At 72.2% G+C, this 25,396-nt stretch carries 28 protein-coding genes and 1 tRNA gene; 15 read left to right on the forward strand and 14 right to left on the reverse strand.

Annotated elements, in window-relative coordinates:
• The first annotated feature begins 59 nt into the window (after positions 1-59).
• Genes DEJ09_RS06910 through DEJ09_RS06920 form a run of 3 tightly spaced genes read left to right on the forward strand, consistent with a single transcriptional unit; the run spans position 60 to position 2,697 of the window.
• Positions 60-794, forward strand: coding sequence for a DedA family protein (locus DEJ09_RS06910; RefSeq protein ID WP_111088021.1), 735 nt, complete (start codon positions 60-62; stop codon positions 792-794).
• Positions 791-2,038, forward strand: a complete 1,248-nt coding sequence (locus tag DEJ09_RS06915; RefSeq protein ID WP_111088022.1) for a sensor histidine kinase — start codon at positions 791-793, stop codon at positions 2,036-2,038. Before DEJ09_RS06910 ends, DEJ09_RS06915 begins: the two co-directional genes overlap by 4 nt.
• A complete protein-coding gene (locus DEJ09_RS06920; RefSeq protein ID WP_111088023.1) occupies positions 2,035-2,697 on the forward strand; it encodes a response regulator transcription factor in 663 nt (220 codons plus the stop codon). Before DEJ09_RS06915 ends, DEJ09_RS06920 begins: the two co-directional genes overlap by 4 nt.
• Positions 2,698-2,783: 86 nt before the next feature.
• On the opposite strand, the gene DEJ09_RS06925 is transcribed toward DEJ09_RS06920, so the two are convergent.
• Genes DEJ09_RS06925 through DEJ09_RS06960 form a run of 8 tightly spaced genes read right to left on the reverse strand, consistent with a single transcriptional unit; the run spans position 2,784 to position 11,850 of the window.
• Positions 2,784-3,287, reverse strand: coding sequence for a Dps family protein (locus tag DEJ09_RS06925; protein ID WP_111022885.1), 504 nt, complete (start codon positions 3,285-3,287; stop codon positions 2,784-2,786).
• Positions 3,288-3,339: 52 nt separating this feature from the next.
• Entirely contained in the window at positions 3,340-3,762 is a 423-nt protein-coding gene (locus DEJ09_RS06930; RefSeq protein ID WP_071244660.1) for an SIP domain-containing protein, read from the reverse strand.
• A 29-nt stretch (positions 3,763-3,791) separates the two neighbouring features.
• Entirely contained in the window at positions 3,792-4,466 is a 675-nt protein-coding gene (locus DEJ09_RS06935) for a TetR/AcrR family transcriptional regulator (RefSeq protein ID WP_071403870.1), read from the reverse strand.
• Positions 4,463-6,559: a CocE/NonD family hydrolase gene (locus DEJ09_RS06940; RefSeq protein WP_111088024.1), complete on the reverse strand. Its 2,097-nt coding sequence runs from the start codon at positions 6,557-6,559 to the stop codon at positions 4,463-4,465. The genes DEJ09_RS06935 and DEJ09_RS06940 overlap by 4 nt, the downstream gene beginning before the upstream one ends.
• Complete coding sequence (locus DEJ09_RS06945; protein WP_111088025.1) at positions 6,556-8,343, reverse strand: ABC transporter ATP-binding protein; 1,788 nt, start codon at positions 8,341-8,343, stop codon at positions 6,556-6,558. Before DEJ09_RS06945 ends, DEJ09_RS06940 begins: the two co-directional genes overlap by 4 nt.
• Positions 8,340-9,227, reverse strand: a complete 888-nt coding sequence (locus DEJ09_RS06950; RefSeq protein ID WP_110863771.1) for an ABC transporter permease — start codon at positions 9,225-9,227, stop codon at positions 8,340-8,342. The genes DEJ09_RS06945 and DEJ09_RS06950 overlap by 4 nt, the downstream gene beginning before the upstream one ends.
• A complete protein-coding gene (locus DEJ09_RS06955; protein WP_181433291.1) occupies positions 9,224-10,252 on the reverse strand; it encodes an ABC transporter permease in 1,029 nt (342 codons plus the stop codon). The genes DEJ09_RS06950 and DEJ09_RS06955 overlap by 4 nt, the downstream gene beginning before the upstream one ends.
• Positions 10,249-11,850, reverse strand: a complete 1,602-nt coding sequence (locus DEJ09_RS06960; protein ID WP_111088026.1) for an ABC transporter substrate-binding protein — start codon at positions 11,848-11,850, stop codon at positions 10,249-10,251. The genes DEJ09_RS06955 and DEJ09_RS06960 overlap by 4 nt, the downstream gene beginning before the upstream one ends.
• Positions 11,851-12,085: 235 nt before the next feature.
• Here DEJ09_RS06960 and DEJ09_RS06965 point away from each other — a divergent pair, with 235 nt between their 5' ends.
• From DEJ09_RS06965 to DEJ09_RS06975, 3 genes are read left to right on the forward strand one after another with little or no spacing between them, the layout of a single operon-like run.
• Positions 12,086-12,679: a molybdopterin-dependent oxidoreductase gene (locus tag DEJ09_RS06965; protein WP_111022879.1), complete on the forward strand. Its 594-nt coding sequence runs from the start codon at positions 12,086-12,088 to the stop codon at positions 12,677-12,679.
• Positions 12,676-13,467, forward strand: a complete 792-nt coding sequence (locus DEJ09_RS06970) for a ferredoxin reductase (RefSeq protein WP_111088027.1) — start codon at positions 12,676-12,678, stop codon at positions 13,465-13,467. The genes DEJ09_RS06965 and DEJ09_RS06970 overlap by 4 nt, the downstream gene beginning before the upstream one ends.
• Positions 13,467-13,736, forward strand: a complete 270-nt coding sequence (locus DEJ09_RS06975; RefSeq protein ID WP_111088028.1) for a DUF6510 family protein — start codon at positions 13,467-13,469, stop codon at positions 13,734-13,736. The genes DEJ09_RS06970 and DEJ09_RS06975 overlap by 1 nt, the downstream gene beginning before the upstream one ends.
• 284 nt (positions 13,737-14,020) lie before the next feature.
• On the opposite strand, the gene DEJ09_RS06980 is transcribed toward DEJ09_RS06975, so the two are convergent.
• Positions 14,021-14,092: transfer RNA gene (locus DEJ09_RS06980), tRNA-Gly, on the reverse strand.
• 133 nt (positions 14,093-14,225) lie between these two features.
• Between DEJ09_RS06980 and DEJ09_RS06985 the strand changes: the two genes are divergently transcribed.
• On the forward strand, positions 14,226-14,432 hold the full coding sequence (locus DEJ09_RS06985) for a hypothetical protein (RefSeq protein ID WP_027465565.1): 207 nt from the start codon (positions 14,226-14,228) through the stop codon (positions 14,430-14,432).
• A 20-nt stretch (positions 14,433-14,452) separates the two neighbouring features.
• Here DEJ09_RS06985 and DEJ09_RS06990 read toward each other — a convergent pair whose 3' ends face one another.
• Both DEJ09_RS06990 and DEJ09_RS06995 read right to left on the reverse strand, forming a co-directional pair.
• Positions 14,453-15,835: a hypothetical protein gene (locus DEJ09_RS06990; protein ID WP_111088029.1), complete on the reverse strand. Its 1,383-nt coding sequence runs from the start codon at positions 15,833-15,835 to the stop codon at positions 14,453-14,455.
• A complete protein-coding gene (locus DEJ09_RS06995; protein WP_111031762.1) occupies positions 15,832-16,245 on the reverse strand; it encodes a MerR family transcriptional regulator in 414 nt (137 codons plus the stop codon). Before DEJ09_RS06995 ends, DEJ09_RS06990 begins: the two co-directional genes overlap by 4 nt.
• A 56-nt stretch (positions 16,246-16,301) precedes the next feature.
• On the opposite strand from DEJ09_RS06995, the gene DEJ09_RS07000 reads away from it, so the two are divergent.
• A complete protein-coding gene (locus tag DEJ09_RS07000; RefSeq protein ID WP_111088030.1) occupies positions 16,302-17,183 on the forward strand; it encodes an alpha/beta fold hydrolase in 882 nt (293 codons plus the stop codon).
• Between the two features lie 15 nt (positions 17,184-17,198).
• On the opposite strand, the gene DEJ09_RS07005 is transcribed toward DEJ09_RS07000, so the two are convergent.
• Positions 17,199-17,489 (reverse strand): hypothetical protein, encoded by a 291-nt coding sequence (locus DEJ09_RS07005; protein ID WP_111088031.1) that lies wholly within the window; start codon positions 17,487-17,489, stop codon positions 17,199-17,201.
• Positions 17,489-18,082 carry an HdeD family acid-resistance protein gene (locus tag DEJ09_RS18465; RefSeq protein ID WP_111088032.1) on the reverse strand — a complete coding sequence of 198 codons (594 nt, stop codon included), beginning with the start codon at positions 18,080-18,082 and terminating at the stop codon, positions 17,489-17,491. The genes DEJ09_RS07005 and DEJ09_RS18465 overlap by 1 nt, the downstream gene beginning before the upstream one ends.
• 255 nt (positions 18,083-18,337) lie before the next feature.
• On the opposite strand from DEJ09_RS18465, the gene DEJ09_RS07015 reads away from it, so the two are divergent.
• Positions 18,338-19,090 (forward strand): HpcH/HpaI aldolase/citrate lyase family protein, encoded by a 753-nt coding sequence (locus DEJ09_RS07015; RefSeq protein WP_181433292.1) that lies wholly within the window; start codon positions 18,338-18,340, stop codon positions 19,088-19,090.
• A gap of 159 nt (positions 19,091-19,249) precedes the next feature.
• Positions 19,250-20,905 carry a catalase gene (locus DEJ09_RS07020; RefSeq protein ID WP_111088034.1) on the forward strand — a complete coding sequence of 552 codons (1,656 nt, stop codon included), beginning with the start codon at positions 19,250-19,252 and terminating at the stop codon, positions 20,903-20,905.
• Positions 20,906-21,029: 124 nt separating this feature from the next.
• Here the strand turns inward: DEJ09_RS07020 and DEJ09_RS07025 are convergent, their stop codons facing one another.
• Entirely contained in the window at positions 21,030-22,154 is a 1,125-nt protein-coding gene (locus DEJ09_RS07025; protein ID WP_181433293.1) for an epoxide hydrolase family protein, read from the reverse strand.
• 270 nt (positions 22,155-22,424) lie between these two features.
• On the opposite strand from DEJ09_RS07025, the gene DEJ09_RS07030 reads away from it, so the two are divergent.
• Genes DEJ09_RS07030 through DEJ09_RS07050 form a run of 5 tightly spaced genes read left to right on the forward strand, consistent with a single transcriptional unit; the run spans position 22,425 to position 25,395 of the window.
• Positions 22,425-22,877 carry a hypothetical protein gene (locus tag DEJ09_RS07030; RefSeq protein ID WP_111088036.1) on the forward strand — a complete coding sequence of 151 codons (453 nt, stop codon included), beginning with the start codon at positions 22,425-22,427 and terminating at the stop codon, positions 22,875-22,877.
• Positions 22,874-24,049: a zinc-dependent alcohol dehydrogenase gene (locus tag DEJ09_RS07035; protein WP_111031770.1), complete on the forward strand. Its 1,176-nt coding sequence runs from the start codon at positions 22,874-22,876 to the stop codon at positions 24,047-24,049. The genes DEJ09_RS07030 and DEJ09_RS07035 overlap by 4 nt, the downstream gene beginning before the upstream one ends.
• 51 nt (positions 24,050-24,100) lie before the next feature.
• A complete protein-coding gene (locus DEJ09_RS07040; RefSeq protein ID WP_111039569.1) occupies positions 24,101-24,739 on the forward strand; it encodes a DUF1345 domain-containing protein in 639 nt (212 codons plus the stop codon).
• 35 nt (positions 24,740-24,774) lie between these two features.
• A complete protein-coding gene (locus tag DEJ09_RS07045) occupies positions 24,775-25,077 on the forward strand; it encodes a DUF4190 domain-containing protein (protein WP_111088037.1) in 303 nt (100 codons plus the stop codon).
• Between the two features lie 30 nt (positions 25,078-25,107).
• Positions 25,108-25,395: an N-acetyltransferase gene (locus DEJ09_RS07050; RefSeq protein WP_111088038.1), complete on the forward strand. Its 288-nt coding sequence runs from the start codon at positions 25,108-25,110 to the stop codon at positions 25,393-25,395.
• The last annotated feature ends 1 nt before the right edge of the window (position 25,396 follow it).

A 25,396-nucleotide genomic window follows, 5' to 3' on the forward strand; every position in this document is an offset into this window, starting at 1 on the left:
GCGTCGGCTCCGTAGCGTCGTCCTCGTCGACGAGTTCCGTCGGCGGGAGGGAGCACCCCGTGTTCGACCAGATCACCCCGCTCGTCGTCGAGCTGGCCGCGAGTCCGCTCGTCTACGTCGTCCTCTTCGCCCTGTGCCTGGTGGACGGTTTCTTCCCACCGGTGCCGAGCGAGTCCGCCCTGGTCGCGATCGCCGCGATCGCCGCGACGTCCGGACAGCCCGTCCTCGCCGTGGTGCTCGTCGCCGCCGCCCTCGGAGCGATCGCCGGCGACTCGATCGCGTACTGGATCGGGCGCCGGATCGGGTTCGCTCGCCTGGCCCGGTCGAAGCGACCACGGATCGCGGCGGCCTTCGCGTTCGCGGAGCGGCAGATGCAGCGCCGCTCCGCCAGCCTCATCCTGACCGGTCGCTTCATCCCGGTCGGCCGGGTCGCGGTCAACATGACCGCGGGCGCGACCCGGCTGTCCTACCGCCGGTTCCTCGCGATCAGCGCGATCGCGGGGCTGGCGTGGTCGGCGGTGTCGATCGGGATCGCCCTGGCCGCGTCGAGCGTGCTGCACGAACCGATCGTCGCCGCCCTGGTGTCGATGGTGGTCGCCGCCGGGCTCGGGATCGCGGTCGACCGGGTGCTCGGTACCATCAGCCGCAGGCGCGAAGCCCGTGACGCCCGCGCCGCAGCCGCAGCCACCACAGCCACAGCCACAGCCACCGCAGCTACACCCGCCACAGCCACCGCCACAGCCATCGCCCCCGAACCCTGCCTCGCCCGAACCGGAGAGACCGCCCGCCCGTGACCGTCGTCCCGAAGCCCCGACCCACCTGGGTCCGGCCCGCCGTGCAGATCGGCTTCGTCGTCGTCGCGGTGTCCCTGTTCGCCGTCGCCGCACCCGTGACCGCGGTGTTCTACGGCGTCCCCGTGCCGCTCGCGTTGCTCGTGACCGCCGTCCTCTCGGCGAGCATCGGCCTCGCACCGCTCTTCCCCCGCACGGCGTCGGGCGCGCACCTCTTCGCCCTCGCCGGCCTCGGGGTCCTGACAGCACCCGGCACCATCGGGCCCTGGCCGGTCTCGGTCACGAGCATCGTCGGCCTCAGCGTGCTGCTCGTCGTGCTGGGCGTCCGCACCACCTGGCGGCTCACCGCGGTGGTCTGGGTCGCGGCGACACTGCTCACCCTGCTGCTCATCGGCGTGACGCCCGACCGGTGGGGACAGGTCGACGTCTGGGCGACGAGCTTCGTGGTGAGCGCCGGCGACACCCTCGTCGTGGCGGCCGCTGCGGTCGTGATCGGGCAGCGCCGGACCGTGCGCGAGGAGCTCGCCGCCGCCCGCCGGGACACCGAGCTCGAGCAGGCCCGACGCCGGACGGTCGAGGAGCGCTCCCGGATCGCCCGCGAGCTCCACGACGTCGTCGCCCACAGCATGTCCGTCGTGCACATGCAGGCCGAGTCCGCCCCGTACCGCGTCGCGGACCTGCCGCCGGACGCCCGCACCGAGTTCGCCGCGATCGCCGAGACCTCGCGCACGGCCCTGCGGGAGATGCGGCAGCTGCTCGGCACCCTGCGTGGCGACGCCGACGCCGAGCGTGCGCCGCAACCGCGGCTCGCCGACCTGCCCGCACTGGTGCAGGCCACCCGCGCGGCAGGCATCCCCGTCGAGCTCCGACTCGACGAGGGGCTCGACCCGGACCGCGACGACGTCGACCGGCTCGCACAGCTCACCGTGTACCGGGTCGTGCAGGAGGCGCTCGGCAACGTCGCCCGGCACGCGCCCGGTGCGACCACCGTCGTGACGGTCGGGAGGCACGGCTCGGCCCTCACGGTCGAGGTCGCCAACGCCGCGCCACCGGCCGGCAGCGTGCCCGGTGCGCCGCCGGACGACGGCGGCTTCGGTCTGGCGGGCATGCGCGAGCGGGTCGCCGCGCTCCGCGGCACCATCGACCACGGACCGGACCCGGACGGCGGCTTCCGCGTCGCAGTCAGTCTGCCCACCCGGCCCACCGCGACCACGTCGCAGCCGACGGCCGACGGGGGAACGCGATGACGCGGGTGATGGTGGTCGACGACCAGCAGATGTTCCGTGTCGGACTGCGGGCGATCCTCCAGGCCCAGGACGACGTCGAGGTCGTCGGCGAGGCCGCGAACGGTGCCGAGGCGGTCGTCATGGCGATCCGGCTCCGGCCGGACGTGATCCTGATGGACGTCCGGATGCCGGAGCTCGACGGGATCGAGGCGACCCGGCGGATCACCGCGGCGCCCGCGGAGTCGCCCGTCCGCGTGGTGATGCTCACGACGTTCGACATCGACGACTACGTGTTCGACGCGCTCCGTGCCGGGGCGAGCGGGTTCCTGCTCAAGGACGCGAGCGCCGAGGAGCTCGTGCAGGCCGTGCGGACCGTCGCGGCCGGCGACTCCCTGCTCGCACCGAGGGTGACCCGGCACCTCGTCGAGGCCTTCGTCGCCGGTCCGCAGCCGGCGGCCCCGCGGACCGAGGTGCTCGACGTGCTGACCGACCGGGAGCGTGACGTGTTCCTGCTGATGGCGCGGGGGCGGTCGAACGGCGAGATCGCGGCGGAGCTGTTCATCGCCGAGCAGACCGTGAAGACCCACGTCGGCCGCGTCCTGGCGAAACTGCAGCTGCGGGACCGGGTGCACGGCGTCGTGCTGGCGTACGAGAGCGGGCTGGTCACGCCGTCCGCGTGAGGTGCGGGCCCGGAGCGCGACCCGAGACGGACGGGAGGCCCGGTGCCAGCTGGCACCGGGCCTCCCGTCAGAGGTGTGGTCGCGACTCAGGCGGCGAGGTGCGCCTGCAGGAACCAGCGGTCCTTGGTCAGCGCGCGCTCGATCTCGATCGCGACGTCCTGGCTGTTGAGGTCGACCTCGTCGAGGCCGTCGACCGCACGGCGGACCTGCAGCAGCGCGGCGTCGATCTGGGCGATCACCTCGGTGACGGTGACGTCGGAGTTCTGGAAGCCCTGCGACAGCGGCGGCAGGGTGGTGTTCGCGGCGACGGTCGCGATGCGCGAGTCGACCGGCAGGCCGAGGGCGACGATGCGCTCCGCAGCCTTGTCCGCGTAGTCCTGCGCGTGCTCGACGATCTCGTCGAGGAGCTCGTGCACGCCGACGAAGTTGCGGCCACGGACGTGCCAGTGGGCCTGCTTGCCGTTGACGACGAGCGCCTCGAGGTCGATGACGACGGGGGCGAGGAACTGGGCGACCCCGGCTGCGAGCTCCGGCGTGGTCGAGAACGGGGACGTGGTGCTCGGGGTGGTGGTGCTGCTCTGCGTGGTCATGGCACAACCATGCCCCCGTCTTTTGCACATTGCAAGGAAGAGCAGGCTGCCCTTACCCGCCGTACTCGACCTGGACCTGCTGGCCGGCGTCGGTGAGTTCGAGCTGCACCATGGACCGAGCGCGCTCGATCCACGGGCTGTCCGCGCACCCGATCCACACCGAGGTGCGGGGCTCACAGCCCGTCACGCACCACTCGGCGGCCCACCCGGTCAGGGCGTGTGCGAGTGCTTCGCCGTGGTCGGCGAAGACCAGCGGGGCGACGGCCGAGCTGCGGGCGCTCCGGACCAGCCAGGTTACGGTGACGCGCGGCGGGGCCGGCAGGATGCGGATCTGCTCGTCGAGGGCGACCTCGACGAAGACCTGCCCGTACGCGTTCTCGGGGAGTTCCTCGAGCTGGCGGTGGATCTCGACGAGGTCCTCGGCACCGCCCGCGATGAGGATGCGTTCGCTGGGCTGTCGCCGGGTCCGTGCCATGTGGCAACGGTAAGGGAAGCCTTACCTCATCACAAGGGGGAACGACCGGTTCCGGCGATGTCCACAGCGGGCACACCGAGTTCGTGCGACAGGAACCGCCACATCCACGACAGGGCGACCGTGTTCGTCAGGCCGGGCACGCCCTGGGCGATCTGGGTCGCGACGCCGTCGCTGTACGCGGCGAGCTGCAGCGCGACGGTGTCGGCGTCGACGGGGTCGCCGCCGTCGCTGCCCTGGCGTGTGCCACCGAACACCCCGGCGTCCACCCCGCGCCGGATGACCCGCACCAGGCAGGCCTCCCAGACGCGGATGCGTTCGGCGTACTCGGCGGCGACCTCGGGCCGTCGCACCACCGCGGTCCAGTAGTCGGACCAGATCCGCCAGTGCTGCCGGACCTGCTCGGTGTCGCCGAACAGCGGCGCGACGAGCATCCGCAACCCCACGAGCACGTCGGGTTCGGCGTCGACGGCCGCGACGATGGCGCCGTAGAAGCGCTCCGTCTCGAGCACCACGACCTCGTTGAGGATCTCCGCGACACTGCCGAAGTGGTACGTCACGGTGCCGACGGAGACGCCGGCCTCGGCCGCGATGTCGCGCAGTCCGGTGGCACCGACACCGTTCCGGACGATCACCGCGCGGGCGGCCTCGACGATCATCGCGCGCCGGACCTCCGGCCGCTGCCGGACGCGTGCCGCCGCGGTCACGCCGAGGTCCGTGGGACGTCGTCGACGAAGGTCCGCTCGGTGACGAGCACCTCGGGTTCGTCGGGTCCGCCGTCGCGTGCCCAGGCGCGCACGGTGTTGACGACGTGGAAGGTGTCGGCGTCGGCGGTGACCTCGGACGTCGTCTCGAGGCGCGCGGCCCACTCCGGCTTCGTCAGCCCGATCGCCCAGCGGGAACTCGCCCGTGCGCTGGTCGGGTCGTCGGAGCGGATCCGGTACGTCTCGCGGGCGTCCTCGGTGAACACCAGGCCGTCCGGGTAGACGCGCCCGCCGCCGTACCCGGGGTCGACGTCGAGCGTCCACTCCCCCGTCTCGACGTCGTGCGTCACCGTGCGCTGCGGCAACGGGTCGGCCGGCGCGACGCGCTCGATCACGAGGGGCTCGGACCGTTCGGGCTCGGCGAAGGCCACCCCGTCGTCGGTCTCCCGGGTCCAGGTGGGCAGGGTGACGCTCGAGGCGGTCGGGTCGATCGTCACGGTGGCCTCGACGCCGTGTGGCCACACCCACGGCCAGTACGACGAGGAGACCGCGATGCGCAGCCGGTGTCCGGCGGCGAACCGGTGTCCGGTCGAGACCAGGCGCACGGGCAGGTCGGCGGGCGTCCCGGGCACGAGCACGTCGTCGCGGTCCATGCCGTCGCGCTTCGCGGCGTTCAGCACCCCGCGCGTGACGAGCGTCGACGAGCCGTCCGGTGCGACGTCGCAGAGCCGCACGGTCAGGGTGGCCCGGGGCTGGTCGCTCGTGACGGACAGCCGCACGAGCACGTTGCCGAGCAGGTCGAACGCCTTGCCGACGGGCAGGTCGAAGGTGACCGACCGGCCGTCCTCGGCGCGCTGGTCAGTCGGCAGGTCGGTGGCGTTGCCGAACGGGAAGAACCGACCGGCGTCCACCCCGGTGTGCTGCGGCGATCGCACGACGACCGGCCCGAGGTCACCGCCGCGCAGGGCGGCGAGGGGCAGGACACGCTCGTGGGTCGCGGCGGAGGGCCACGCTTCGGCACCGATCCAGCGACCGCGGCGGCCGGCGTAGTAGGGCGCGGGGGCTTCGCCCTCGTTGATCCAGGCCCGCAGTGCGGGGTCGTCCTCGACGCCGGTGTCGACCCCGCGCAGCCAGCGGTCCCACCACCGCAGGGTCTCCTGCAGGAACCCGATCGACGGCCCCGGCGCGAGTCCACGGTCCGGGTACTGGTGCGACCACGGGCCGACGATGCCCTTCACGGGGGCGCTGACGTGGTCGACGAGCCGGAGCACGGCGTCCCGGTAGGGGTCCGCCCACCCGCCGACCGCGAGCACCGCGGCGCGGATGCCGTCGTAGTCCTCGGCCGCGCTGCCGTGCCGCCAGTAGTCGTCGCGCTCCTGGTGCGCGAGCCACACCGGCGTCATCGGGCGGTTCGCCTCGAGGCGTTCCCGCCACCGGTCGATCCACCCGGCACCGACGACCTCGGGCCGGGGCGGCCGCGAGTTGAAGGCGAACATCGTCGCGCCCCAGGCCGCCATGTCGATGCCGAGCACGGCGCCGCCGACGTAGTGCACGTCGTTGTCGTACCGGTCATCCGTCGAGCAGACCGTCACGATGGCCTTGAGGGCGGCGGGTGCCCGGGCTGCGAGCTGCAGCGCGTTGAAGCCGCCCCACGAGATGCCGAACATGCCGACGGCACCGGTCGACCACGGCTGCTCGGCGAGCCAGGCGATCACGGCCTCGCCGTCGAGCAGCTCCTGCTCGCTGTACTCGTCGTCGAAGAACCCGTCGGACGACCCGGTGCCGCGGATGTCGACCCGCACCGAGGCGTACCCGTGCTGGGCGTACCAGGGGTGCCGCTCCGAGTCGCGCGGTGCGGTCCAGTCGTCGAGCCGGTACGGCAGGTACTCGAGCAGCACCGGCGTCGGGTCGCTGGGCGCACCCGGCTGCGTCGGCGACTGCGACGGCGCCCAGATCCGGGCGTGCAGCCGGACACCGTCGGGCATCGGGATCCACTCGTCGCGGACCGTCACGCCCGCGGGCAGCGAGCCAGGGTCGCCGATGGCGGTGAAGGTGGTGGCGGCGGTGCCGTGGGCGGTGCCGTCGTCGGTGGTCATGCGTCCTCCCAGTTGCGGGTGCGGTGTCCGTCGCCGTGGTCGGTCCAGCCGTCGGCGTGCCGCCAGCGCGGCACCCCGTCACCGACGTCGGGCAGGGTCGTGCTGCCGGGTTCGAGCGTCGCCGCGAGCAACGTCGACGTGTACGGGTGGTTCGGGCCGGTGAACACCCGCTCGGTCGGTCCGATCTCGACGATCCGGCCGCCGGTCATCACCGCGACCCGGTCCGCCACACCGCGCACCACGGCGAGGTCGTGGCTGATGAACAGGCAGGCGAGGCCCCGCTCGCGCTGCAGGTCGGCCAGCAGCGCGAGGATCCCCGCCTGCACCTGCACGTCGAGCGCGGTGGTGATCTCGTCGGCGATCACGAGCGACGGCTCGGCCGCGAGTGCGCGCGCGATCCCGACGCGCTGCCGCTGCCCACCGGACAGCTGCGCGGGCAGCCGGTCGGCGAACTCCGGCCCGAGCCCGACCTGGCTGAGCAGTGCCCCGACGCGATCGCGCGAGGACGAGCCGCTGAACAACCGGAGCGGCCGCGCGACGGCTGCACCGACGGTGCGCCGCGGGTTGAGCGACGTGTCCGCGTTCTGGAACACGAGCTGCACCGCGCGCCGCAGGGCGGGCGCGCGGCCGGCGATCGGCTCGCGCAGGTCGCCGCTCGTCGTGCCGTCGTCGTACGTGAACGTCCCCGACTCGGCCGGCACCAGGCCGGCCAGCGCCGTCGCGAGCGTCGACTTGCCGCTGCCGGACTCGCCGACGACGGCGAGCGTCTCGTGCGCGGCGATCGTGAACGAGACCCCGTCGACGGCGGCCGGCAGGCCGCGGCCGTAGCGGATCACCAGGTCGTCCGCGGTCACCACGGGGCGGGCTGCGCGCTCGGGAGGCACGGTGCCGGTGGCCGTGGAGCCGACCGTCCCGGGGGCGGTCGCGTCCAGGGCGTCGCGATCCGCTCCTCCAGGCCGCCGCCCGTCCGGCACCGCGGCCAGCAGGGCGCGCGTGTACTCGTGCTGCGGGGCGGCGAAGAGCGCCGCGGTGGCGGCGTGCTCGACGACCTCGCCGTCGCGCATCACGGCGATCTCGTCCGCCATGGCGGACACCACCCCGAGGTCGTGGCTGACGAGCAGGACGGCCATGCCGAGCTGCCGACCGAGGTCGGCGACCAGGTCGAGGACCGCGGCCTGCGTGACCACGTCGAGGGCGGTGGTCGGTTCGTCGAGGACGAGCACGCGCGGTCGGGCGGCGACGGCCATCGCGATGGCGATGCGCTGCTGCTGCCCGCCGGACAACTGGTGCGGGTACCGGCGGACGATCCCGTCGGGGTCCGGCAGCCGGACCAGCCGGACCAGCTCGGCGACGCGTTCGGGGCCGTCGGGCTCGCCGTGGGCGCGGAGGGCCTCTCGGATCTGCTCGCCGACGCGCATCGACGGGGTGAGCGCCTGTCCGGCGTTCTGGGCGACGACCGAGGCGGTGCCGCCGCGGAGCGCCCGGCGGCCGGCCGGCGACAGGGCGAACACGTCGGCACCGTCGACGCGGACCGTCCCGCCGTCGATCGCCGACCCGGCGCGCAGGTGTGCGAGGAGCGTCCGCGCGACGGTCGACTTGCCGCTGCCGGACTCGCCGACCAGGCCGAGGGTGCGACCGGCCTCGATCGCGAACGACACGCCCCGGACGACGGGGACGCGCCGTTTGCCGGCGGCGTACGAGATGGACAGGTCGTCCACGCGGACGATCGCGTCGGGCACGGTCGCCGTCGCGGCGGGCGTCGTGCCGGTGTCGGTGCGGGTCATGCGCTGACTCCCTGCTTGGCGCGGTCGACGCCGAGCGACTTGCTCAGGCCGTCGGCCGCGAGGTTCAGTCCGATCACCAGCGTGGCGAGCGCCACGATCGGGGCGAGGGTGCCGAGCGGCACCACGGTGAGCGCGGTGCGGTTCTCCTGCACCATCAGGCCCCAGTCCGGGGTCGGCGGGTTCGCGCCGAAGCCCAGGAAGGACAGCGACGCGACGAGCAGCACGATCCACGACGCCCGCATCGCGTACTCGACGAGCACGACGTCGAGCACGTTCGGCAGGATCTCGCGGAACACGATCGACAACGGCCGCTCGCCCCGGGCACGGGCAGCGGTGACGTAGTCCTGGGTGATCACGGTGCGGGCGGCACCGCGGACGACCCGGGTCACCGCGGGGGCGTAGACGACCGTGACGGCGAGGACGATGACCCAGAGGCCGGCGTCGAAGACCGTCACGACGACCAGGAGCGCGAGGATCGACGGCACGCTGAGCAGGGCGTCGACGACGCGCATGACGACCTCGTCGAACCAGTTGTCGGCGTAGGCCGTGACGCAGCCGAGCACGGTGCCGACCGCGACGGCGATCGTGGTGGCCAGGAAGGTCACGGACAGCGCGTACCGGCCGCCGTTCAGGGTGCGGGAGAGGACGTCCCGGCCGTACTGGTCGGTGCCGAGCCAGTGCGTCCACGTCGGACCGGCGAGCACGTCGCCCGCGTTCGTGGCGACCGGGTCGTGCCCGGCGATGACCGGCGCGAGCAGGGCGAGGACGACGTGCAGGGCGATGAGGCCGAGGCCGAGGCTCAGCGCCGTCGACCCGCGCAGGGGTGCGAGCGCGCCGGCGAGCACGTCGCGTCCGACGCGGCGGCGGGGTGCGGTGGCGGTCATGCGGCGGCCTTCCTGGTGCTGCGGGCGCTGCGGGTGCGCGTGCGCGGTCGTCGCTGGCGGGTCCGCAGCTTCGGGTCGAGTGCGAGCGCGACGAGGTCGGCGGCCAGGTTGCACACGACGTAGATCAGGGCGCTCAGCAGGGCGATCGCCTCGATGGTGGGCAGGTCGCGGTTGAACACCGACTCGAGCATGAGCTTGCCCATCCCCGGGTAGTTGAAGACGTTCTCGACCACCACGACACCGCCGAGCAGCCACGCGACGTTGAGCGCGACGACGTTGAGCGTCGGGAGCAGGGCGCTCGGGACCGCGTGCTTCCAGACCACCCGGCGCATCGTCAGCCCCTTGAGCTCGGCCGTCGTGACGAACTCCGACGCCATCACGTCGATGGTCGACGAGCGGGCCGTCCGCACGATGTAGGCGGCCATCGCGAGCGTCAGCACGATGATCGGCAGCCAGATGGAGGGCAGCAGCTCGGCCACGGTGGCGTCGCTCCCCCGCAGCACGACGGCGGGGAAGACCGGCAGGCCGATCGCGAACAGCAGCACCAGGACGGTGGCGACCATGAACTCCGGCACGCTCATCACGACCAGGCTGACGATCGAGATCACCTTGTCGCTCGGACGGCCGCGGCGGACACCGGCGACGACACCGAGCGTCAGGGACACCGTGACGCCGACGAGCATCGCGGGCACGGCGATGAGCATGCTGTTCCGGAAGGCCGTGAACAGCGTCGGGGCGACCGGTTCCCCGCTGACGAGCGAGGTGCCGAAGTCGCCGTGCACCGCGCCGCCGAGCCACTGCAGGTAGCGGAGCCAGACGTTCTGGTCGAGACCGAGGGTCTCGCGCAGTTGCTTGACGGCGTCGGGGGTGGCGTTCTGCCCGAGCAGTTGCTGGGCGACGTCACCGGGGAGCGCCTGCACCGCGAGGAACACGAAGAGCGAGGCGAGCACCACGGTCAGCACGGCGATGCCGACGCGGCGGAGGACGGGGACGAGGACGTCCAACGGCGTGTTCGTGGTCGTCATCGGCGCAGTCCGATCCGCAGGTAGTCGAACTCGAAGCCGTACTCCGAGTAGTTCACGACGTCGCGGGACAACCCCACGAGCCGGTCGCCGAACATCGGCGTCATGTCGGCACCGTCCTCGACGACGAGCCGCTGGGCGTCCTGGTACAGGGTGAGCCGCTTGGCGTCGTCCATCTCGGCGCGGGCGTCGTCGAGCAGCCCGTCGAAGGTCTCGTTCGACCAGGCGCTCTCGTTGTACGACGACCCCGAGCGGAAGATCTGGTTGAGCAGCTGGTCGATCGGCCGCCCCGTGAACCAGTAGCTCACCATGAGCGGCTTCTGCATCCAGATCTGCGTGTAGTACGAGTCCGAACTCGCGTTGCGGACGGTCAGGCGGATCCCCGCGTCGGCGACGGCGTCGCGGTAGGCGACGGCCATCGGGGTGAACACCGACTCGTAGCTCGACGTGTAGATCGCGGCGCGGAAGTCCTCGCGCCCGGCCTGCTTGAGCAGCGCCCGGGCCTTGTCCGGGTCGTACTCGCGGTGGTCGTCGACGAACGCGGCGAGCTGCGGCGGCACGGGGTTGTCCCAGCCTGCCGAACCGGTGCCCTGCAGCGCGGTGTCGACGATCTTCCGGGGGTCGTAGGCGAGCTTCATCGCCTGGCGCACCCGCGGGTCGCTGAACTCGTCGCTCGTGGCGAGCATCGGGATCGTGTACCACTGGGCGTTCTTCGACCGGGCGACGGTGGCGCGGTCGGACGCCGACACCACCCGGGCGGTCGCGAAGTCCAGGTTCGTCTGCGAGATGAGGTCGATCTGCCCGGCGAGCAGGGCGTTCACCCGCGCGGTGGTGTCCTGGATGGAGTAGAAGTCGATGCCGTCGAGCGACGGGCGGCCGGCGAAGTGGTCCGGGAACGCCTCGACGCTGCCGGCACCGGCGGGGGTGAACGACGACAGCCGGAACGGCCCCGTCCCGATCCCGGTGCGGCCGATGTCGGCGATGGCTTCGGCCGGCACGATGTAGCACTGGTAGGCGGTGAGCAGCGACGGGAACTCGGCGTTCGGCTTCGTCAGCGAGAAGCGGAGCGTGTACGGGTCGACGGCGCGCATCGAGTCGGCGTCCATGACCTCGCCGAGCACGCCGGCCTGCGGGCTGCCGGTCTTCTCGTCGAGGATGTGCCGGATGCTCGCGATGGCGTCGTCGGCGGTGAAGCGGGAGCCGTCGTGGAAGGTCACGCCCCGGCGGAGCGCGAAGGTCCACTCGGTGCCGTCGGCGTTCGCGGACCACTCCTCGGCCAGGTCCGGTACCGGGGTGCCCTGCTGGTCGAGCTTGACGAGCCGGTTGTACAGCGCGCCGAGGTACTCGTAGGCCGACAGCGAGCTCGCGGAGTCGAGGGTCTCGGCGGCGGACGCGGCGGGTCGCGCGATGCGCAGGCGTCCGCCGCGACGGGCGACGCCGGTGGCCGCGGCCTCGGGGATCGTGGGGGTGCCGGCGGTCGCACCGGAGCTGCATCCGGCGAGCGTGAGCAGGCCGAGGCCGGCCAGACCGGCGGCGCCGGTGATGAGCGCCCGACGGCTCGGACCTTGGGCATTGCGGGGTTCGGGGACGATGGGCTGCATTCGGGGTGACCCCTCCTGTAATCGTTCCGGTGAACGATAGAGGTCCTCGGCCGATCCCCCAAGCCCGCTCCTGACGCGTGGGTCACCACCGCGTCCGACCCGATCGGCGAGCCCGCGCGGATCCGCCGCCGCGCACGACCGTTCCGTACACGGGTGGAACGTTTACCAACCCGTTACACGGCACCGCCCGGCACACGGCATGATCGGGAACGCACCGACGTCCCCGAGGAGGACCATGGCCACGTTCACCCGCGGGTTCGGCGGCCGCCGCGACGACCGCGACGACACCCGCATCCCGCCCGGTCAGACCCTGGTCCGCGACTGGCCCGTCCTGTCCGCCGGGGCCACGCCCGACATCGAGCCGACCGACTGGGCCTTCTCGATCCGCACCGAGTCCGGCCTGCACCAGTGGACCTGGGACGAGGTGCACGCACTCGGCGTCGAGGACGTCACCGTCGACATCCACTGCGTCACGCACTGGACCAAGCTCGACATGCCGTGGCGGGGTGTCCCGCTCGACCGCCTGTTCGAGGACGTCGAGACCGAACTCGACTACTGCATGGTGCACAGCTACGGCGGCTACACGACCAACGTCCCGCTCGACGAGCTGCTCGACGGCAAGTCCTGGATCGCCTTCGAGGCCGACGGCGAGCCCCTGACGCCCGAGCACGGTGGGCCCGCCCGCCTGCTGGTCCCCCACCTGTACTTCTGGAAGAGCGCCAAGTGGGTGCGCGGCATCGTCATGCAGTCCGACGACGAGCCCGGCTTCTGGGAGAACGCGGGCTACAACCTGCACGGCGACCCGTGGAAGGAAGAGCGGTACTGGTGACGCTCCCCGACACCGGCCTGGAGGCACGGATCACCCCCGACGCTCGTCCCGCCACCCGCAGGCGGCCGGCCTGGCACGCCGCCACCGTCGCGTCTGTCGGCCGCGAGACGACGAACGCGCGCCGGATCGTCCTCGACGTCCCCACCTGGCCGGGCAACGACCCCGGGCAGCACCTGGACCTGCGACTGACCGCCGAGGACGGCTACCAGGCACAGCGCTCGTACTCGATCGCGTCGGCCGGCCCCGCGACCGACGTCGTGCTCGCGGTCGACCGGGTGGACGGCGGCGAGGTCTCGCCGTTCCTCGTCGACGCCGTCGAGGTCGGCGACGCGCTCGAGGTCCACGGACCCCTGGGCAGCTGGTTCGTCTGGCGGCCGGGTGAGTCCACCCGTCCGGTGCAGCTCATCGCCGGCGGCTCCGGCATCGTGCCGCTCGTCGCGATGGTGACCGCCCACGCCGAGGCGGACGACGCGGCACCCTTCCGGCTCCTCGCGGCCGTCCGCACACCGGACGACGTGTTCTTCCGTGCGGAACTCGACCAGGCGCTCGCGAGCCGGGCACCGCTCGAGGTGACCCACGTGTACAGCCGCACCGCGCCTCCAGGCTCGACCGTGCCGGCCGGTCGGCTGACGCGGGACGCCCTCGCTGCCGCGGTGTTCCCGCCGGACGCGGGCGCCCTGGTCTACGTGTGCGGGTCGACGCCGTTCGTCGAGCAGGTGCTGCGCTGGCTCACCGAGCTCGGGCACGACACGAGTGACGTCCGCGCCGAGCGGTTCGGGGGCAGCTGATGGTCGTCGTGGACGGCAACGCGCTGGCGGGGACACTGGCCGACAGCCTGGGACCCGAGCCGACCGTGGTCGCCCTGCGCTGCGCCGGGTGCGGGTCGCTCGGGGTGCTCGGGCAGACCACCGTCCACCGCACCGCGATGGGGTCGGTGGCGCGCTGCCGCGGGTGTGACACGGTGCTCGTCACGGTCGTCGAGTCCGGGGCCCGACGGTGGGTGGGGTTGCCCGGCGCCCGCACGATGTCGGCGCCCCTACCGGACGGCATCGAGTAGCACAAGGCTTGCGCGGCGGGTCGTGCGGGTTTCTTGCGGGTTCCCGCAACCGTGGATCCGGTTCCCACCCGAACGGGGGACGGCTCCGGATACATCCTCGGAACTGCGCCGGGCCACCCACCCGGCGCGTGCCAGTGGGGGCAGGGTCGCCTCCGCGCCCGGTGGGCGCGGGAACCCGAAGCCTGCGCCCGCTGGGCCCCCACGCCTTCGGTGCCGCGACGCCCCGCAACGACGGAACCCCCGCCGCTCTTCCGAGCGACGGGGGTTCCGGTCTTCCTGTTCTGAGCGGATGACGAGATTCGAACTCGCGACCCTCACCTTGGCAAGGTGATGCGCTACCACTGCGCCACATCCGCATTCACACGCCGTCCTGGCCGTGCGGAGATGACTCTACCCGAAGAAGGGCGGCAGCACCGGTTCCGGTGAAGGTTCCGGGCGTGTCCGGCGCGGCGCGGGCGGTCCGTCAGGTCGACGGAGTTCGATCGGACCATGAGCTACGTGCACGACAATCCCGGCGGGACCGAGGCCCACGGCGTCGACCTGGTCGACGGCGACGCCCCCGCGATCCGGATCCTGGTGCACGGCGACCTGCCGACCACGATCGAGCACGAGGGCCGCACCTGGCTCGCGACGGGCGACGCCCACGACGCGGGCGACGACGACACCCCGCCGATCGCGATCTACCGCCCGGTCTGAGCCGACCCAGGGCGGCCCGGTCAGTGACCGCGGACGTCACCCGTCAGGATCGCGTGCTCGACACCCGCTGACAGCTCGTCGTGCAGGGCGTCCGCGAAGAACTCACCGGCACCGAGGCTGATGAGGTGCGCGACCGCGGCCTCGGCGGCCGGGAACCCGGGCTCCCACTCGTCGTGCAGGAACGCGCGGACGTGTCCGGACTCGTGCACGACGACCACGCCGATGTGCTCGTGCCGGGTGCCGTCCTCGAGCACGGCGTCGAAGACGATCGGCTCGGTGTCCTCACCGAGTTCCTCGAGCAGGACGGTGCCGGTGCCCGGCCACTCCGTCCGGTACGGCGGCAGGTCGGGTGCGTGCAGGTGCCCCGCGAGCTCGTCCGACGCCGACTCGATGTGCCCGGTGGACAGGTACTCGTCGACGACGTCGTGGATGCGGGCGTGCAGGTCCGGCTCGTACTGCCACCAGCGCTGGTGCACGGTGCGCAGCCACTCCTGGGTCGCGGCGTCGGCCGAGGCCGAGATCCCCACGAGCTGCGGTGCGGTGCCGGGCGAACCGACGACCTCGAGCTGTTCGTCGTGCGTCTCCACCGTGATCGACCCGGTGGTCTCGTCCGGGTGCACGCCGTGGACGTCCTCGGGCGCGGCGGCCCAGATGCTGGCGGGGAGCTTCGGCGGCAGGTCGAACGGCACCGCGATCGCGGGTTGCGTCATCGCGTGGTCGATCGCGTCGCCGAGGTGCACCTCGTCCGCCCGGGACCCCATCACGATGCCACCGGCCGGCGGCACGAGCGACAGGTGTTCCAGGTCGTCCGGCGCGGCGTTCATCGAGGTGAAGACCGCGGTGTCGGCCCACTGCACGAACCCGCCGGCGGAACGGTCGTCCTCGCCGAACGGCACGTCCCACACCGTCGGGTCCGTGAGCACCCACGATGCGGTGCGACCGGCCGGACCGTGGCGGACCGCGTCGACGATCGCCGGCACCAGTCCGGGCAGCGCTCGGTAGGCGGGACGGACCGTGAGTCGGTCGACGGCGAGCAGGTCGGGCTTGCCGAGCATCTCGGCGGCGTGGGTCTGCAGCGAGAAGAACGTCTCCCCCGTCGCGTCCTGCGCGGCGACGGCGGACGCGAAGGACCCCGCGACGTCGGAGACCTGGTAGCCGAGCACCAGGGCCTCGAGCGACTCCGGTGCACGGCTCGTGAAGGCGGTGACCTCGGCGACGGAGACCGCCTCGGTCTCGTCGTCGTCGGTGATCGGGACGCGGACGTCGATCACCCACCGGTCGACGTCCTGCCCGGGGTAGGCGTCACCGTCCTCGTCCGAGATCGTGATGTGCACCAGGCGCAGGGAACCGTCCCAGGCGTCGTGGACGTGCTGGGCGATGGCGGCATCGGGGTCGTCGTTCACGGACGCAACGGTACCGGTGCGGAGGGCACCGACCGGAGCCGCGTGCCCGAGGAGGCGTAGGCGGAGCACGACGGGCACCGCGTCAGCAGGTCGTGGGTGCAGTCGATCACGTGCTCGAGGAACCGCTCGGCGTCGGCCAACTGGTCACGCTGCGCCCGGATCTGACGGAGACGCTCGGTGATCACGCCGGACCGGTCGGGTTCACTGCGTCGGAGCACCAGCCGGATCTCCGCCAGGCTCATGCCGACGCCCTGGCAGGCCCGGACGACCTGCAGGCGACGGACGTCTTCCTCGGAGTACTCCCGGTGACCCGACGGCGCTCGATCGGGGACGACGACCCCCGTGTCGTGCCAGTGCCGCAGCACGTGGACCTCGACGCCGACCCGCCGAGCTGCTGCACCGATCCGCACCGCGCCCCGTTCGTTCCTCTTGACCTCAGGTCGACCTGAGGTCCTAGCGTGCGACCATGCTGCCACGCCGAGCGCCCCTCCCCGTCCCCGTCCCCCTCCCCGCTCCGGTCCCGGTCGTCGTGGACGGCACGACCATCGCCACGAGGGTCCTCGAGCCGGCAGGACCGGCACGCGGCGACGTCGTCCTGTGCCACGGCACCCCCTGGTCGTCGGCGGTCTGGGCCGAGGTCGGCCGGGCGCTCGCGCAGGACCACCGGGTGTTCCTCTGGGACATGCCCGGGTACGGCGACTCGGACCGCGGGCCGACCGTGGACGCCACGCTCCGAGCGCAGGCGACCCGTCTCGGCGCGCTCCTCGACCGGTGGGGCCTCGACCGACCCCACCTGGTCGCACACGACGTGGGCGGCGCCGTGGCGCTCCGGGCGCACCTGCTGCACGGTGCCGAGTACGCGAGCCTGTTCCTCTGGGACGCCGTCGTGCTCGACCCCTGGGGGTCTCCGTTCTTCCGGCTGGTGGCGGAGCACCGTGACGTCTTCGACCGACTCCCCGGCGACCTGCACGCCGCCCTGGTGCGGCAGTACATCGACGGTGCCTCGTCGCGGGGTTTCTCGCCGGCGGACCTCGAGGCCCTGGCGCGGCCGTGGGCCGGCCCCGAGGGGCAGGTCGCGTTCTCACTCCAGATCGCCGCGCTGACCCCCGACGACACCCGCGCGGTCGCCGAACTGTTGGGCTCCGTGCGGTGCCGGACCCGGATCGGGTGGGGGCGGCAGGACCCCTGGATCCCCCTGCACCAGGCCTTCGACCTGCAGACGGCTCTGCCCGGGCACCCCGAGGTCGTCGTGCTCGACGACGTCGGTCACCTCGCCCCGTGGGAGGACCCCGTCGCGGTCACGGCCGCGCTCCGGCAGTGGGTGCATCGCCCGGTGGGTTCGGAGTGACCCGCACGGCACCGTTCAGATCAGGGCGCGGGCGGCGAGCACGACGGCCGCTCCCCCGACGGTCAGCGCCGCGAGCACCGACAGCACGATCGCGACGGTGTCCCGCCGGACCGGGGCACTCGAGCGGACGGCACCGGCGACGAGCTGCTGGGCCGCCGCCAGGGACGCCGCGCTCCCGAGCGGGCGGTCGTCCTGGTCGAACGCCAGGAACCGCTCACGGACGTGCAGCACGAGCCCCAGGCTGGTCCCGTGGTCGCGCGCCACCCACGACTTCGGTCCCTGTTGCTCCCAGCGGACGGCGAGCATCAGGGGCCGGGGACCGGCAGGCCGGCCCGCTCCCCGTCCGGATGCGGCCAGCTGAACGCGACGACGAGCTGGACGACACCGAACACGATGAGCACGCTCCCCACCGCGGCCACCGTCACGAGCGCGCCGAGACCCGGCAGGTTCATCACCAGGATGCCGCTCAGCACACTGAGCACGGCGAGCACCACGGTCAGCGCACGGCGGCCCACCCACGGTGCGTAGATGAGTGCGATGCCCTCGAGGATCCAGGCGAACCCGAGCAGCAGCGCCACCCACCGCGCCCCGATCGGCGGGAACACGATCGCGACGACACCGCCGGCGACCACCAGCGCCCCGAGGACCACCAGCCCGACCTGACGCCACCAGACCCGAGGGTGCACCTGGAGTCCCCGGACGACCAGCGCCGCCCCCGACACGACCAGGTAGATCCCGAAGACCCACGACACCGCGAACAGCGTCGCGTGGGGCAGGACGATCGCAGCCAGTCCGGCGAGCACGCCCACCGCGCCGACGATCCCGAACGCCCACCGGATCCCGTCGCCGCCCGGCGGAAGCGAGCCAGTCCGCTGGCCGACGTCACGTTCGTCACGCATGTCCGTCCGACCTCCCTGCAGGTCCCGACTGGTGCTGTGGTGCTGGTGGGTGCTGGCGACCCGTGATCGCCCGTGCGGTGCGTCCTGCGCACAGGACTACACCCGAAGGTGAGCACTTGTCCATGTCCCATGCGTGCGCATGAGGCCATCCCCCGGCCCGCGCGAACGGGCGACGAGCGCTCCGCGGGCGGTAGCCTGACGCGCCGGACGACGAACCACCGGCGATCGCGACGGCAGACCAGACGGAGGACCACGGTGCCAGCACTCGGAGACGGCCGCGCCGACGGCGTGTGGTGCACGCTCGGCGAACCCCGGACCACCACGCAGATCGCCCAGAACGGGTTCGCCTGGCTCGGCCTCGACGCCCAGCACGGCGCCTTCGACGACGCCACACTCCTGGCGACGATGCCGGCGCTCGCCGCGGTCGCTCCGCAGGTCCCCGTCGCGATTCGCGTCGCCGAGGGCTCGGACGCCGCGATCGGCCGTGCGCTCGACCTCGGTGCCGACATCGTGATCGTCCCGATGATCGAGACCGTCGAGCAGGCCGAGCACGCCGTGCGCGCCGCGCACTACCCACCGCGGGGCCGACGGAGCTGGGGGCCGATGGCGGGACTGTGGGGCGGTGCGGCACCGTCCGCCGCCGCTGCCGACCCCGAGGTGTGGGTGATGCTCGAGACACCCGAGGGCCTCCGTGCCGCCGAGCAGATCCTGGCGGTCCCGGGCGTCTCGGCGGTGTTCGTCGGCCCCTTCGACCTGTCGATCGGGCTCGGCGTGGATCTGCGCGAGCTGCTCGACGCCGACAGCACCACGGACCCCCTCCCCGCGATCGTCGCCGCAGCCCGCCGCGCGGGCAAGCACACTGGCGCCTTCGCCGGTGACCTGGCCCGCGCCGAACGGCTCCGCGCGCTCGGGTTCGACCGCGTCGCCGTCGTCACCGACGGGACCCTGCTCGCGCACGGTGCGGCCGCGGTGCTCGGCGCAGCAGCCACCGGTCGCACCTCGTACTGACGGGCCGTCAGCGGCGACGTCCTGACGGGCCGTCAGCGGCGGCCGCACCGGCGACCGGTCCTCGTCCGCGCCCTCGACGCCGCTGAGAGGGCGTGCCCGCGCTCCGGTCCACACTCGGTCGGGAACCCGAGCCGACCGCGACCGCAGAGAGGACGAGACATGACCGACGTCTCCAGCCAACCGCCCGCCGAGGGCGACGACCGCCGCATCCTGACGAACCGCCAGGGCCACCCCGTCTCCGACAACCAGAACCAGCGCACCGTCGGGGCCCGTGGCCCGGCGACGCTCGAGAACTACCAGTTCCTCGAGAAGATCAGCCACTTCGACCGTGAACGGATCCCGGAGCGGGTCGTACACGCCCGCGGTGCCGTCGCCTTCGGCTACTTCGAGGCCACCGGCACCTGGGGGGACGAACCCATCGCGCAGTACACCCGCGCGAAGCTGTTCCAGGAGGCCGGCAAGCGCACCGACCTGGCGATCCGGTTCTCCACCGTGATCGGCGGCCGAGACTCCTCCGAGGCTGCCCGCGACCCGCGCGGCTTTGCCGTGAAGTTCTACACCGAGGACGGCAACTGGGACCTCGTCGGCAACAACCTCGGCGTCTTCTTCATCCGCGACGCCATCAAGTTCCCCGACGTCATCCACTCCCTCAAGCCCGACCCCGTGACCTTCCGGCAGGAGCCGGCGCGCATCTTCGACTTCATGTCGCAGACCCCCGAGTCGATGCACATGCTCGTCAACCTGTTCAGCCCGCGCGGCATCCCCGCGAACTACCGCACCCAGCAGGGCTTCGGCGTGAACACCTACAAGTGGGTGAACGCGGACGGTGACACCAAGCTCGTCAAGTACCACTGGATCCCGTCGGTGGGCGTGTCCTCGATGACCGAGGCCGACGCCGCCGCCGTGCAGGCCGGCGACCTCGGGCACGCGTCGAAGGACCTGTACGAGGCGATCGAGCGTGGCGAGTACCCCGAGTGGGAGCTGCGCGTGCAGCTCATGGACGACCACGAGCACCCGGAGCTCGACTTCGACCCGCTCGACGACACGAAGGTGTGGCCGGAGAACGAGTTCCCGCCGAAGCCCGTCGGCAAGATGGTCCTGGACCGCAACGTCACGAACCACTTCGCCGAGAACGAGCAGCTGTCCTTCGGCACCGGCGTGCTCGTCGACGGCCTGGACTTCTCCGACGACAAGATGCTCGTCGGCCGCACGTTCTCGTACTCGGACACGCAGCGCTACCGCGTCGGCCCGAACTACCTGCAGCTGCCGGTGAACGCCCCGAAGAACGGTGCCGTCGCGACCAACCAGCGCGACGGACAGATGGCGTACCACCAGGACCACGGCGGCGAGAACCCGCACGTCAACTACGAGCCGTCGATCACCGGCGGCCTGCGCGAGGCGGAGTACCCGACCCACGACGACCAAGGACCGGAGATCGCCGGGCGCCTCACCCGCAAGCGGATCCCCCGGACGAACGACTACACCCAGGCCGGCCAGCGGTACCTGCTCCTGCAGGACTGGGAGCGCGACGACCTGGTCGCGAACTTCGTCGACCTCATCTCGCAGGCGGCCCGTCCGGTGCAGGAGCGCATGCTCTGGCACTTCTACATGGTCGAGGACGACCTGGGTCGTCGTGTCGGCGAGGGGCTCGGCATCGCCCTCGACGAGGTCAAGGACCTGCCCCCGCTGCAGTCCCAGACGCTCAGCGACGACGAGCTCGCCCGCCTGTCGAACCTCGGTCACAACGGCTCCCGCGACGTCGAGGGCCTGATGATGACGCACTGCGTCCCAGACGAACGCGCCGTGCGCGTCTGAGACGCGACCCCATGACGGACGGGAGGCCCGGTGCCAGCTGGCACCGGGCCTCCCGTCCGTCTCACTGCGGTCACCTGCCGCAGCACCCCGACCGGTCGGCCGTCGGCCCGGAGCGCTCGGCGCGCTACTGCGCGAGCGTCGCGGCGAACGCCGCGACCTCGTCGGCGAGCGTTTCCGGGACCTGCCACGCGGTGAAGTGTCCGCCTCGGTCGAGGTCGTGCCAGCTCCGGATGTCCCGGTACGTGCGCGCGCCGTAGGACCGGGGAAGCCCGCGCTCACCGGTGTGCACGGCCACCGCGACGGGCACGTCGATGACCGGGAGCTCCGGTTGCCGCGGGTGGTCGAGGTACGGCCGGAACGACGAACCGGTGCTCCGGGTGAACCAGTACAGCGACACGGTGCGCAGCAGCTCGTCGTCAGTCCACCAGGTCCCCGCACCCGCCCAGGCGAGCAGCTTCTCGGTGATCCACGCGGCCAGTCCGAGCGGCGAGTCCATCAGGGCGGTCGCCAGGACCTCCGGGCGGGTCGCCTGCACCTTCGCGTACCCGAGGCCGCTCGCCCACTCAGCGTCGTGCTGACGGAGCCAAGCGGACTCCTCCTCCGTGAGGTCCTGCGCGCGCGAAGGCGGCGGGAACGCGGCATGCGTGGCGAACAGCCCGAGGGTCGACTCCGGGTGCAGCGCCGCGAGCCAGTCGCTCGTCGTCGAGCCGACGTCCTCGCCGTAGGTCAGGCAACGGTCGTAGCCGAGGACCTCGGTCATGAGCCCGTGCATCAACCCGGCGACCACGGGCCCAGTGAACGGACGGTCCGCCAGCGGTGCCGAGGCGCCGAAGCCGGGAAGTGACGGAACGACGACGTCGAACCCCGCGGTCCGGCCGTCGGCGAGGTGGACCGTGCGTCCGGCGAGCTCCCGGGCGAACGGGAGCATCTCGACGAACGAGTACGGCCACCCGTGGAACGCGATGACTGGGATGCGCACCGTCGGACTCCCCGTCGCGGTCAGCCGGGCGAAGTGCAGTCGTTGGCCGTCGACCTCGGCCTGGAACTGCGGCACCGCGGCGAGTTCGTCCTCGACGCGGCGCCAGTCGAACGTGGTCCGCCAGTGCTCGAGCAGCCCCTGCAGTCGCTCCAGGGGCAGGGCGCTGCTCGCCTGTGCGTCACCGATCGGCTGCGGAAGAGTCGCCCGCTGCAGACGGACACGCAGGTCATCGAGGTCGTCGTCGGACACCTGCAGGCGGATCGAGCGCATGCGGCGGACGCTACCGGCGCCGACCGACATGCCCGCCGTTGACCGGTCAGCGCATCACGGACAACCCGGGACGACGCCAGGGAGGCCACGCTCACCGTGGATCGACAGGAGCGACTCCGCGACCCCGACCGGCACGATCGCGCGGTTGTCGCTCCCGTCCCGTTGATCCGCACCGATGCGACTCAAGGAGGCCGCGATGGAACACACGAATCCCCGGCGGTGTGGCGCGAACGCGTCCGCTGCCCACCGACTCCTCGCCAGGACACCACGATGAGGGCCCGGAACCTCGCCGCCGCTGCGATGGTCACGGCTGCCGTCGGCGTCGTCGTCTCGCGCCGCCGACGCGGCGCACCCGGGCCCGTACGGAAGGTGCTGGCCGAACCGCGTTCCGGCTGGCACGCGGTCACGGTGAACCGCGGGCAGGACGCGGTGCTGCCAGGCGGGCGGATCCCCGCGCCGCTCACGGCGTTCGGGCAGGACGTCGAGGTGGAGGCCCGTCCCGCGCCCGGCGATCGTGGCACCGAGCTCCGTGCCCGGTTCCGTGGCGGCGGCCCGGATTCTCAGGGTCGGCTGCGGGCCGCTCTGCGTGAGGCGAAGCAACTCATCGAGGTCGGCGAGGTGCTCCGGGTGGATCCGGTCCCCCACGGCCACCGGAAGGCCACACCCACCGGCGCGTTGGTGGACGTGGCGACGAAACGGAGCAACGAGGAGGGTGTGCTGTGAAGGCGCTCTGTTGGACCGGGGTCAACGAGACCGCGGTGGAGACGGTGGAGGACCCGAAGATCCTCAACGATCACGACGTGATCCTGAAGGTGCGTCTGAGCACCACCTGCGGGTCGGACCTGCACCTGCTCGGCGGGTACATCCCGACCATGCGATCCGGAGACGTCCTGGGGCACGAGTTCATGGGAGAAGTCGTCGAGACGGGATCGGCCGTCACGAAGCACAAGGTGGGCGACCGGGTCGTCGTCTGCTCGTTCATCGCCTGCGGGCAGTGCTGGTACTGCACCCACGGACAGTTCTCACTCTGCGACAACGGCAACCCGAACCCGGGCTTGACCGAGGCGATGTGGGGGTCGTCGATCGGCGGCTGCTTCGCCTACAGCCACGCGCTCGGCGGGTTCGCAGGCAGCCACGCCGAGTACGTCCGCGTGCCCTACGCCGATCAGGGGGCGTTCACGGTCCCCGACGGCGTGTCCGACACGGCCGCCCTGTTCGCCTCCGATGCCGCACCCACCGGGTGGACCGGAGCCGACCTGGCCGGGATCACACCGGGTGACACCGTCGCAGTGTGGGGCGCCGGTGGTGTGGGCCAGATGGCCGCTCGTGCAGCGATGCTCCTCGGCGCCGAGCAGGTGATCGTGATCGACCGTCTGCCCGAACGGCTGCGACAGGTGCGCGAGCACATCGGTGCCGAGACGCTCGACTACACGAGCGACGCCGTGCTGCCGGAACTCAAGGAACGCACCGGCGGTCGGGGTCCCGACGTGTGCATCGAGGCCGTCGGCATGGAAGCGCACGGCACCGGACCGCTGTACCTGTACGACCAGGCCAAGCAGCAGCTGCGGTTGCAGACCGACCGGCCGACTGCCCTGCGCGAGGCCATCTACGCCTGCCGGAAGGGCGGCAGCCTGTTCTCGCTCGGGGTCTTCGGTGGGCTCGTCGACAAGTTCCCGTTCGGCGCGATCATGAACAAGGGCATGACGGTCCGCGGCGCTCAGCAGCACGGGCACCGCTACATCCCGATGATCCTCGACCGCATCGCCGCCGGAGAGATCAGCACCGAGCACCTCGCCACGCACGTGATGCCACTGTCGCAAGGGCCGCGCGGGTACGAGATGTTCAAGAACAAGGACGACGGCTGCGTCCGCGCCGTCTTCACCCCCGGCGTGTGACGACCGACCACGCAGCGGACAGGGGGAAGGAACGATCGTGAAGGCACGACGATGAACGATCGGATTCTCTCCACGCGTCGGGCGCTCGTCATCGTGGGGATCGGGGTCCTGGTCGGGGTCGCGTTGACCTTCACCGGGGCTCCCTCCCTCGGGCCGCTCGCGGCCTGGTGCACGGCCGGCCTGATCGCGCTGGTCCAGGTCTGGCACAAGTGCTGGCGCCAGGACGCCGACGGCACCGAGCGTCTCGCCCGCGAGGAGTCCGAGACACGGGTCAGTGACAACGCGCTCATCGTGGCTTGTTTCGCGAGTCTCGCCGCCGTCGTCCTGGCGCTGAGCGAAGCCAGCCAGGCGCGAGATCCGGCCTCGGTCGCGGCGGTCATGCTCGGTGTGCTCGGCACGATGGTGGCGTGGGCGTTGGTCAACACGGTCTACGCCTTGAAGTACGCCCGGATGTTCTTCCTCGACCACCGGGGCGGTGGGTTCGACGTCAAGCAGGACGGGCGGCCGACCTACAGCGACTTCGCCTACTTCGCCTTCACCATCGGCATGTCGTACGCGGCACCAGAGATCGAGCCGGATGACAGTGAGACCCGGCGGAAGGCGTTGCCGCACGCGCTGCTGTCGTACTTCTTCGGGACGGTGCTGATCGCGGTCGCCATCAACCTGGTGACGAACCTCGGTCAGGGGTGAGCGGAGGAATCCTCGTCGGCCCTAGGCTGACCGGCGTGACCGACCTCGCTCCTGACCAGACCGCGCCGAGCGCCGCCGGGTCCCCCGCATCGGCAGCCGTGCCGGTACCGCCCCTCAGCCTGCTCGCGGTGGTGGCGATCGCCCTCGCGTTCGTGGCACCGATCGGCGGTCTCGTCGTCGGGTTCATCGCGCGCCGCGACGTGCGACTGACCGGTGAGCGGGGCGACGGCATCGCGTTCGCGGCGATCCTGATCGGGGCGACGCTGACGTTGTTCGGGGTCATGGTGCCGCTGTTCCTCGGCGGTGCTGGGTTCTTCGACCTGGACCTCCAGCTCTGAACACCGGACGCCGGTCGCTACCCTGACCGAGTGGGGAACGATGACGACGTCTCGACGCTGATCCGGCCGGCGACGCCCGCCGATGCGGATGCCGTCCGCCCCGAGGAGCTGACGACGCTCTACGTCCTGTCCCGTGCGCACGGAACCGGAGCCGGCCAGGCACTCCTCGACACCGTGCTCGCCGATCGTCCGGCGTCGCTGTGGGTGGCCGCGGACAACCCGCGGGCGCACGCCTTCTACCGGCGGAACGGCTTCACGCCCGACGGTGCCGAGTCGGCGTTCGGACCCATCCCCCGGACCGTGCGTCTGGTGCGCTGAA

The organism is Curtobacterium sp. MCLR17_055 (assembly GCF_003234305.1).
Lineage (GTDB): Bacteria > Actinomycetota > Actinomycetes > Actinomycetales > Microbacteriaceae > Curtobacterium > Curtobacterium flaccumfaciens.